Source organism: Bartonella sp. CR127HXZ, assembly GCF_042194555.1.
Lineage (GTDB): Bacteria > Pseudomonadota > Alphaproteobacteria > Rhizobiales > Rhizobiaceae > Bartonella > Bartonella grahamii.
The window spans coordinates 1-10,045 of sequence record NZ_JBHIMZ010000024.1 but is presented as its reverse complement, the minus strand read 5'-3'; the positions used below and the strand labels follow the sequence as shown (position 1 = coordinate 10,045).

Sequence of the window (10,045 nt, the reverse complement as noted above, 5' to 3'; positions counted from 1 at the left end):
GGATGGAATAATGATTCTGCGGATCCTCATACAATGGCTTCACGTCTTGTTTATAATCCAGATAATCGGTTTGAGGCAAAAAATACAGCTTATCCTAGTTGGCAGCATGGATATTTTGATGCCAAGATGAATCAAAAAGTTGAAGATGCGTTGTTTCAAAAAGATCCACAAAAACGGGCGCAAATATATGCTGATTTACAACGTGAACTTATGCAAAAAGGACCTTATGCGTTTATCTATCAGAAATATGGCGTCGTCGCGATGACACCGGATATCAAAAAGTGGGTTTGGAATAGTGCACCGCATATTTTTTATAGTAAAATTGAAAAATAAGCGTGCCTTCAATGGTGTTCAATAGATAAAGGACATCGTCTTGATATATTCGGCGTATTGTATAAATTTTTAAGCTTTGCAATACGTCGAAGATCATAGGTAATGCGTGATATATTGTTGAATGTCTTTTCAAGACATTCGTTTAAAGAGATTTTTCATTCTCATTAGAGGTGTATTTGTGTGGATGTTAAGATTGAATATTTCAATTTCTCTGAATTGAAAAGTGGTCAATTTATTTGTTAAAAAGCTGAGTGTAACATAAAAAACTAAGTGTAACAAATGTCGCGGAATTTAGTAGTGCTAAAGGTGCAAAGGTTTTGCGATGTTGAAAGAAAGTTTTGTTATGGGGGGTACACAAGGGGTATCAGTTTTTTATGGTGTTCATATTTTCTTTTGCTTTGAAAGATGATGAGATGCCAATTGGAGGGAGTTATTTTACGGGGAGTGATGAAAAACAATCAAATTTCCTTTTGAAGAAGGAATAAAAGTCGTTGCACTTAGCAAACTAACGAATTTTCCTGTTTTATCAAATCGTCAAATTATTATGAAAGCTCTTTGTTATTAAGGTACTTGAGCCGAAAGGGCTAGTGCTTTGATGGTATGCAAAACGCCGGAAGAAATAAGAGACAAACTTGCTGAACAAGATAGAGAAAAAATATTGGTTTTATAGTCTTCAATAGTAGGCGTTATGATATCGTGGATAAGCTCTGTTGTTGGTGAGCGTTCATTATATATCAGAGTGTTTTCCTTTGTATGTTTTGGTTTGGCTTGTAAGTGTAGGCAGGAGGAGTCATTGGCAAGAGGTGCTTGTTCTTGAAGATTTTAAAGCTTGGTCTTTAGGAGCCTATAGTTCGTCTAAACTTAATTATTAAGCACGTTTTGCTGCATGGGGAATTTATACAATAAACGTTAAAAGGAAAAGTCTATGAACGTGAAAAGAAAAATATTGAAAAAGAGCTGTTCTTTTGTTTCTGCTGTTTTTGTAATGGGGATGTTTGTGCAACAAGTTTCAGCAAAAACACCTACCGATACGCTTGTAATGGCCTGGAATCTGGATCCAATAAGTACATTTGACCCTGCACAACTCAATGACCGTTATGGAATTGAAGTGGTTAACAATATTTGTGATAATTTGGTCGTTTCTGCTACAAATGATGCAGCTAAAATGGTTCCTTCTTTGGCAAAGAGTTGGGATGTTTTAAGTGATGACCAGAGTACGGTGATTACTTTTCATTTGCGCGATGGTTTAAAGTTTAACGATGGTAGATTAGCCAATGCCAATGATCTTGTTTGGGGTATGAAGCGGGTTGTGAAATTGAAATTGTCCAATGCGGCAACATTTAATGAATATGGGATTACAGAACAAAACGTTGATGAGGCTTTTCAAGCACCGGACGACAAAACGGTGGTGATGAAATTTGATAAACCTTATCCTGCAGAGCTCATTCTTAGCAATATTTCCACTAATCGCACTGCTGCCTTGCTGGATCGTGAGACACTCATGAAAAACGAACAAGATGGCGATATGGGAAACCGGTATTTGGCAAGTCATTCTGCTTGTGTTGGTCCTTATCAGTTAGAGAGTTGGCGTCCTGGAGAAGCTCTTTTATTGCGTGCAAGCTCCAATTATTGGGGTGAGGCGCCTAAATTGAAGAAGATTTTAATTCGCCATGTTGCGGAGCCTGGAACGCAACGTTTATTATTGGAAAAATACGATATCGATGTTGCACGTAATCTGATGCCAGAGGATTTGTCAGATCTCCAAGCAACAACGGATATTAAGGTTGAAAAAGTGTTGGCGCCCTCCATGATTATATGGGGTTTTAATACGACGAACCCTATTTTTGCTAAGGAAAAAGTGCGTTTAGCGATGCGCTATCTTATTGATTATGAAGGACTCAGTAAGACCCTTCTCAAAGATGTTGGTATTCCCCGTGCAAGTTTTATTCCTCTTGGTAATCTTGGGGCTTTAGATGAAAAAGAAGGACAACCCTTTAAACTTGATCTCCAAAAAGCAAAGGAACTTTTAACAGAGGCAGGTTATCCGGATGGTTTTGAGGCCAATATTTTTGCAGGGGCATCTCCTTATCCTTTTGCTTTGCCTATTGCTCAGTCTCTCCAAGACAACGCAAAAAAGATTGGGGTACATTTTAAAATTGAACGTTTTGTAGGTACGCAGTTGTTTTCAAAATTTTATGCGCGTGGTTTTGATACGATTTTTTTCGGATGGAATAATGGCTCTGCGGACCCCCATACAATGGCTTCACGTCTTATTTACAATCCTGATAATCGGTTTGAGGCAAAAAATACAGGCTACGCTAGTTGGTGCCATGGGTATTTTGATAAAAGTATGAATCAAAAGGTTAAGGATGCGTTGTTTGAAAAAGATCCCCAAAAACGGGTGCAAATGTATGCTGATTTGCAACGTGAATTTATGCAGAAAGGACCCTATGCTTTTATTTATCAGACATATGTTTCTGTAGCGATGACACCTGATGTCAAAAAATGGGTTTGGAATAGTGCCCCACGTATTTTTTATAGTGCAATTGAAAAATAAGAAGGTATCAGGTTTATAAAATATAAAAAACATGATCATGATATATTTGACGTATTGCAAAGTTCTTAAATGCTTTGCAATACGTTGAAGATTGTGAATAATAGAGGATATATTGCTGAGTGTCTTTTCAAGATTTCTATTTCAAAAGAGATCTTTCATTCTCATTAAAGATGTGTTTTCTTGGATGTTTAAGACTTAATATTTCAACTCCCATGAATTGAAAAGTGGTCAATTCATTTGCTGAAAAAATTAGTACAACAGATGTTGTGGCATTTAGCATTGCTAAAGGAGAAAAGACTTTGCAATATTGAAGAAAAGTTTTGGTGTGGAGGTGAAGAGAAATATCAGTTTTTTATGATGCCTATGTTATGGTTCCTTTTGTTTTGAAAGATAACACTCCGCAATTGGAGGGTATTATTTTATGGGGAGTGATGCAAAAATTCAAATTTTCTCTTGAGAAGGAGGGTAAATAATCAATTTCAGCAAATTACAATTCATTCAAAATCATCAAAATATCAAATTTTTATTGAGGCTCTTGAAGTAACCGGAGGTGGTGTTTTCGCGACACTTTTTAGAAAATCAAAAAAGAAATTTGAAGCAAAAGGTCTGATTGATAAAGCAAAAGGAAACTTTGCCTGATATGTCCCAAATTGTAAGCACTGTGATATCTCCAACAGATGCTGTTATGCCTAATACCTTCGTTTTATATCAGATCGTTTTCTGTTGAGTTTTTAATTTTATTTCGAGGAGGTATGTTTTCTAAGTCTAATCTTATTATTTCTTGCACGTTATTGTTGCATGGAGAACTTATACAATAAATTTTAAAAGGAAAAGTCTATGAACTTGAAAGGAAAAATATTGAAAGGGAGCAGTGCTTTTGTTTCTGCTGTTATTGCACTGGGGATTTTGGTGCAACAAGTTTCAGCAAAAACACCTGCCGATACGCTTGTGATGGCTTGGAATCTTGATTCAATAAGTACATTTGATCCCGCACAAATTAATGACCGTTATGGTAATGAAGTTCTTGTCAATGTTTGTGATAATTTAGTTGAACCAGCTAAAGATAATGCAGCTAAACTTGTTCCCTCTTTGGCGAAGAGTTGGGATGTTTCAAGTGATGATCAGCGTACGGTGATTACTTTTCATTTGCGTGATGGTTTGAAGTTCAATGATGGTCGTCCTGCGAATGCCAATGATCTAATTTGGAGCATGAAGCGGGTTGTTAAATTGAAGATGGCTACTGCGGCGACATTTAATGAATATGGTATCACAGAACAGAATGTTGATGAGGCTTTTCAAGCACCGGACGACAAAACAGTGGTGATGAAATTTGATAAACCTTATCCAGCAGAGCTCATTCTTAGCCATTTTGCCACTAGTCGTACTCTTTCTTTGCTTGATCGTGAGACACTCATGAAACACGAAAAAAATGGTGATATGGGAAACCGGTATTTGGCAAGCCATTCTGCTTGTGTTGGTCCTTATCAGTTAGAGAGTTGGCGTCCTGGAGAAGGGATTTTATTGCGTGCAAGCTCCAATTATTGGGGTGAGGCGCCTAAATTGAAGAAGATTTTAATTCGCCATGTCGCGGAGCCTGGAACACAACGTTTATTGTTGCAAAAACACGATATCGATGTTGCACGTAATCTAATGCCAGAGGATTTGGCAGATCTCCAAGCAACAACGGATATTAAAGTTGAAAGAGTGTTAGAGCCATCCGTGATCATATGGGGTTTCAATGTGACAAATCCTATTTTTGCCAATGAAAAAGTGCGTTTAGCGATGCGCTATCTTATTGACTATGAAGGACTCGGTAAGACTCTTCTCAAAGATGTTGGTGTTCCACGTGCAAGTTTTATTCCTCTTGGTAATCTTGGGGCTTTGGATGAAAAAGAAGGACAACCCTTTAAACTTGATCTCCAAAAAGCAAAGGAACTTTTAACAGAGGCAGGTTATCCGGATGGTTTTGAGGCCAGTATTTTTGCTGGTACTTCTCCTTATCCTTTTGCTTTGCCTATTGCTCAGTCCCTTCAAGACAATGCAAAAAAGGTTGGGGTACGTTTTAAAATTGAACGTTTTGTGGGCACGCAGTTATTTTCAAAACTATCTGCACGTACTTTTGATACGATTTTTTTCGGATGGAATAATGATTCTGCGGATCCTCATACAATGGCTTCACGCCTTATTTACAATCCTGATAATCGGCTTGAGGCTAAAAATACAGGCTATGCGAGTTGGTGCCATGGGTATTTGGACGAAACTATGAATCAAAAGGTTCAAGATGCGTTGTTTCAAAAAGATCCCAAAAAACGGGCGCAAATGTATGCTGATTTGCAACGTGAATTTATGCAGAAAGGACCTTATGCTTTTATCTATCAGACGTATCACACAATAGCGATGACACCTGATGTCAAAAAATGGGTTTGGAATAGTGCCCCACGTATTTTTTATAGTGCAATTGAAAAATAAGAAGGTATCAGGTTTATAAAATATAAAAAACATGATCATGATATATTTGATGTATTGCAAAGCTCTTTAACACTTTGCAATACGTTGAATTTTATCGGGAATGGATTACTATGTTGTGTAGAGAATTTTATTTCAGGAATTCTTATGAAAGATGTGTTTGTGTGGATGTTAAGATTGAATATTTTAACTTCTATTGATACGGCTTTCGGATGGAATAATAACTTTGGAGATCCCCATACAACGGCTCCAAGCTTTTTTTATAACTCGGATAATCGGTTTGAAATTCAAAATATAAGCTTGTTCTAGCCGGTGTTATGGGTATTTTGATGAAGCTATAAATAAAAATTTTAAAGATTGTGTTGTTTCAAAAAGTTTCACAGAAACGGGCGTAAAGAATTGAAAAATGGTAAGGTTGTTTAGTGAAAAAACAGGTATAACAAATGTGGCAGAATTTACTGTTTCCGAAATAGCAGGAGCTCTAAAGCGTGTTGTTGAAGAAAAGTTTGGTTATGTACGGGTGCGTGGGGAGATATCAGGTTACCGTGGTACTCATGCTTCGGGACATGCTTATTTTGCTTTAAAAGATGATAAGGCACGGTTGGAAGCTGTTATTTGGCGTGGAGTGATGGAAAAGCTCAAATTTCCTCCTGAAGAAGGGATGGAAGTGGTTGCTGTTGGTAAACTTACAACTTATCCAGGATCATCGAAATATCAAATTGTCATTGAGGCTCTTGAACCAACGGGGGTTGGTGCTTTGATGACACTTCTTGAAAATCGTAAGAAAAAGTTTGTGGAAGAAGGCTTATTTGATGAAGCAAAGAAAAAACCTTTGCCTTATATGCCTCGAATTATAGGCGTTGTCACATCACCAACAGGTGCTGTTATTCGTGATATTATTCATCGTATATCCGATCGTTTTCCGTTACATATTTTGGTTTGGCCTGTACGTGTTCAGGGGGAAACAAGTGGGAGAGAGGTAGCTGTTGCTGTTGAAGGTTTTAATGCTCTTGCTCTAGGAGGACTTATTCCAAAACCTGATCTTATTATTGTTGCACGAGGAGGGGGAAGTTTAGAAGATTTGTGGGGGTTTAATGATGAAGCTGTTGTTCGTGCTGTTTATGCTTCTGCTCTTCCCGTTATTTCTGCTGTTGGGCATGAAACGGACTGGACTTTGATTGATTATGTCGCTGATTGGCGTGCTCCAACTCCTACAGGAGCTGCAGAAAAGGCTGTTCCCGTTAAGCTTGATCTTGAAGTGTGTGTTGCGTCTCTTGGGGCACGTTTGCGCAAGGGACTTGTACGTTCTTTTGATTTTCATCAACAAAAGTTGCGTGCAGCCAGACGTGGTCTTCCCACTGTCGACCAACTTTTTGCTCTACCACGGCGTGGTTTTGATGAAATTTCAAATCGATTACAGCGTGCTCTTTGTGTGAGCTACGATAAAAAATGTTTTTCTTTTCATACTCTTCGTTTACGTCTTTCGCTACGTTTGTTAAATAGTGAAAAAGCACAACGCAATACAAAGGAATATACGGCGCGCCTTCATCGTGCTTTTGTGCGTAGTGTGGAAAAACAACGTGCCCAAATGGAGCTTGCATTCAGACTTTTAAAAAGCACTTCTTATCAGAATATTTTAGAGCGTGGTTTTGTTTTGGCTTTGGGGCAAGATAATAAGCCCGTTAAACGGTTGACTCAGTTTCCTGAAACAGGGCAAATAAATTTACGCTTTTTTGATGGTGATATCAGTGTTGCAATACAAGAACCTATTTTTTCTAAACGTTCAAAACACAAGCAGATAAAGCCGCCAAACGATGATCAAGGAACTCTCTTTTAATACGGTTAATGCCATGCTTGCGGAAGGTCTTCTTAAGGGAGTGGATGGAAAAGTTCGTTGCGCATGGGCTGGAACGGATCCACTTTATTGTGCTTATCATGATAACGAATGGGGAAAACCTGTTTTTGAGGATATCTGTTTGTTTGAAAAAATTTGTCTTGAAGGTTTCCAAGCGGGGCTTTCTTGGTTTACAATTTTAAAAAAACGCTCTTTTTTTCGCATTGCATTTGATCACTTTGACTTTGAAAAGATTGCTCATTATGATGAGCTAAAGGTGCAAATGTTAATGCAGAATAAAGACATTGTTCGCCATCAAAGAAAAATTCAATCAGTGCTTAATAATGCACTTAGAGCACAGGAAATTATAACAGAGTGGGGGAGCTTGTCCCGCTATTTTTGGTCTTTTCAGCCACCACAATCAGAGCGTTATGAAAAGATAGACTTTCAAACACTGTCGGCTCATCCTACAACCCCTGCTTCTCTTCGTCTTTCTCAAGACTTGAAGAAACGTGGCTGGACATTTATTGGTCCCACAATTTGTTATGCTTTTATGCAGTCCGTAGGGATTGTTAATGATCATCTTGAAGGATGTTTTTGTCGATAAATTAGCCAACGTTCTTTTGTAAGGGTAATGATCAATAGGATAATAATTGAATTGTTTAATAAATGTATAGATTATACAACTCCACTGTATAAGATAATTAAAATATATAAACTATACAATATCAACGATTTCCTACTATTGTTGGCACTCAAAACGATAAAGGTATAATTTTGAGGATGAAAAAATAGATGCAAAAAGGAGTGATACCTTAACTGTCATGTATCTGAAGTTAGATAATGGTAATGTCTTGTATGTTTTAAAGAAACATCTAGTGTATCAAAGCCCATTTTGCGACGCAGCCCATGAATGGTATAATAGTCAATCCATTGTGCACTCCATCTTCACGCTTATGACGGAGCAAATCGGCACCATCACACACTTTACGAGCGTTCAATGTTGTGCAACAGTCTTTGGCATTTGAAATGGTTCAGAAGAGGTGTTTTTATTTCTGTTAATAGACATGACCGTTATAATAAGTAATGAATATTTTATTCATGTTTATTGACGAATGCAAAGTGGTTTTTAGAGGGCGTGCTGTTGTTGCATTGTTATATTTTACTTTGGTTGTATGGTAGTTGGTTTATTTGTGTGTAGGTCGATTGTCCAATACTTACCTAGGCAATAAAAATAAAATGCAGCGATGAAAAATTAAAGTTAAATGACTCAAGCTGCTTGTGTTGGGTTTTATTATCTGATAGTTTTCTCTTATTAGAGAGTGATCTTGCCGCGTGTGCGCTCCATTTTTGGGAAGGTGATTAAGCTCAGGCAGGCTTGTATCCACTACATTGCTTAGTTGAATCTCTGTATGTTTCTGCTGGAAACAAGAGTTTTGTTGCAGTATGTTGTTTTCTGTTCTATTTTTATAGTGGTAAAGCAATGATGCGCACTAAAGTTTAGAAGGGTTCATATTCGTTATGTCTTTGGGGGGTAGTCTGATGAATTTTGTTTTTATCAATAGAGAAGTGCATTTTAGTGTGTATTCTTTTATTGCAAGCTTTATCTCTCAAAAGACAAAGCTTGGAAGGGGTGATTATTCTCATTGTTTCTTTGTTTTTGTTAACGTGTTTGGTTTTGTTGGTAAAAACGTAAAGCTTTTGACACTTGGTTTTCAAAAGATTAAGCAGATTTTTGTGGGGGGGGGTAGAGTTTTAGAAAAGATCTTTTCTTATGCCTTTCTGCTATTTTAGTGCAGTTTTGATCATGTAGTAAAGATGCACCGCATCTTGAAATTGAGTGTTTGAGGAGAATGACGATTTTTAAAGTTTGCATATTTTATTTTAAATACCGCCTAAAGGAATAGAATGGTGAATTCATAAATTTTTGCGCAATGATTTTTTTAAAAGCTTACCATTTTGGGGGCTACAAGGCTTATCGTTTTGATGATTAATGGGGCTGGTATACGGCATTATCGTATGCAAAGAAAGGTTATGAAAGAATGTGATACTGGTTAGCAAAACATATATTTCATGTTCGCTATGGTTTGATTGAGATGTAAGTCAATGAATTTATAAAGTAGATGACTCTGTATAGGCGATTAGAATGTATTTGTTCAATGTGTATAATTATAAATTTGCCATGTTATTTCAGCGTCATTAATTAATAAAAAATAAATAAAGGGAAACGTTTATGAACTCGAAGAAAACAATATTGAAAAGTAGCAGCTCTCTTGTTGCTGCTCTTGTGGCACTGGGAGTAGTTGTACAACAGGTTTCAGCAAAAACACCGGCTAATACTCTTGTGATGGCTTGGAATCTTGATGCAATCAGTACATTTGATCCTGCCCAAAGCAATGATGTTTATGCAAGTGAAATTATTGGAAATGTTTGTGATAATTTGGTCAGTACTGCGACAGATGATCCAACAAAAATAGTTCCGTCTTTAGCAACTCATTGGGATGTTTCAGGTGATGATCACAGTACGGTGATTACCTTTCATTTGCGTGATGGTTTAAAGTTTAACGATGGTAGATCAGCCAATGCCAATGATCTTGTTTGGGGTATGAAGCGGATTGTCAAATTGCAGATGGCTAATGCAGCAATTTTTAATGAATATGGAATTACAGAACAAAATGTTAATGATGCTTTGCAAGCTGTTGATGAGAAAACAGTGGTGATGAAATTTGATAAGCCTTATCCAGCAGAGCTCATTCTGAATAATGTTGTTGCGAGTCGTGCAACAGCTTTGCTTGATCGTAAGACGATCATGAAACACGAAAAAAATGGTGATTTGGGAAATCAGTATTTGAAAA

General features: G+C 37.3%; 5 protein-coding genes and 1 pseudogene. All 6 read left to right on the top strand.

The window, feature by feature from the left end:
• Positions 1–333, top strand: a pseudogene (locus tag ACFIKY_RS08455) (ABC transporter substrate-binding protein); the annotation flags it as partial.
• Between the two features lie 925 nt (positions 334–1,258).
• A complete protein-coding gene (locus ACFIKY_RS08450) occupies positions 1,259–2,890 on the top strand; it encodes an ABC transporter substrate-binding protein (protein WP_375647488.1) in 1,632 nt (543 codons plus the stop codon).
• Positions 2,891–3,727: 837 nt separating this feature from the next.
• Positions 3,728–5,359, top strand: a complete 1,632-nt coding sequence (locus ACFIKY_RS08445) for an ABC transporter substrate-binding protein (protein ID WP_375647490.1) — start codon at positions 3,728–3,730, stop codon at positions 5,357–5,359.
• 403 nt (positions 5,360–5,762) lie between these two features.
• The gene (gene xseA / locus ACFIKY_RS08440; RefSeq protein ID WP_375636740.1) at positions 5,763–7,193 is read left to right on the top strand and encodes an exodeoxyribonuclease VII large subunit; all 1,431 of its coding nucleotides are present in this window, start codon (positions 5,763–5,765) and stop codon (positions 7,191–7,193) included.
• Complete coding sequence (locus tag ACFIKY_RS08435; protein WP_375636738.1) at positions 7,171–7,797, top strand: DNA-3-methyladenine glycosylase I; 627 nt, start codon at positions 7,171–7,173, stop codon at positions 7,795–7,797. Before xseA ends, ACFIKY_RS08435 begins: the two co-directional genes overlap by 23 nt.
• A gap of 1,626 nt (positions 7,798–9,423) precedes the next feature.
• The coding region (locus ACFIKY_RS08430; protein WP_375636736.1) for an ABC transporter substrate-binding protein at positions 9,424–10,045 on the top strand (622 nt) is incomplete at its 3' end.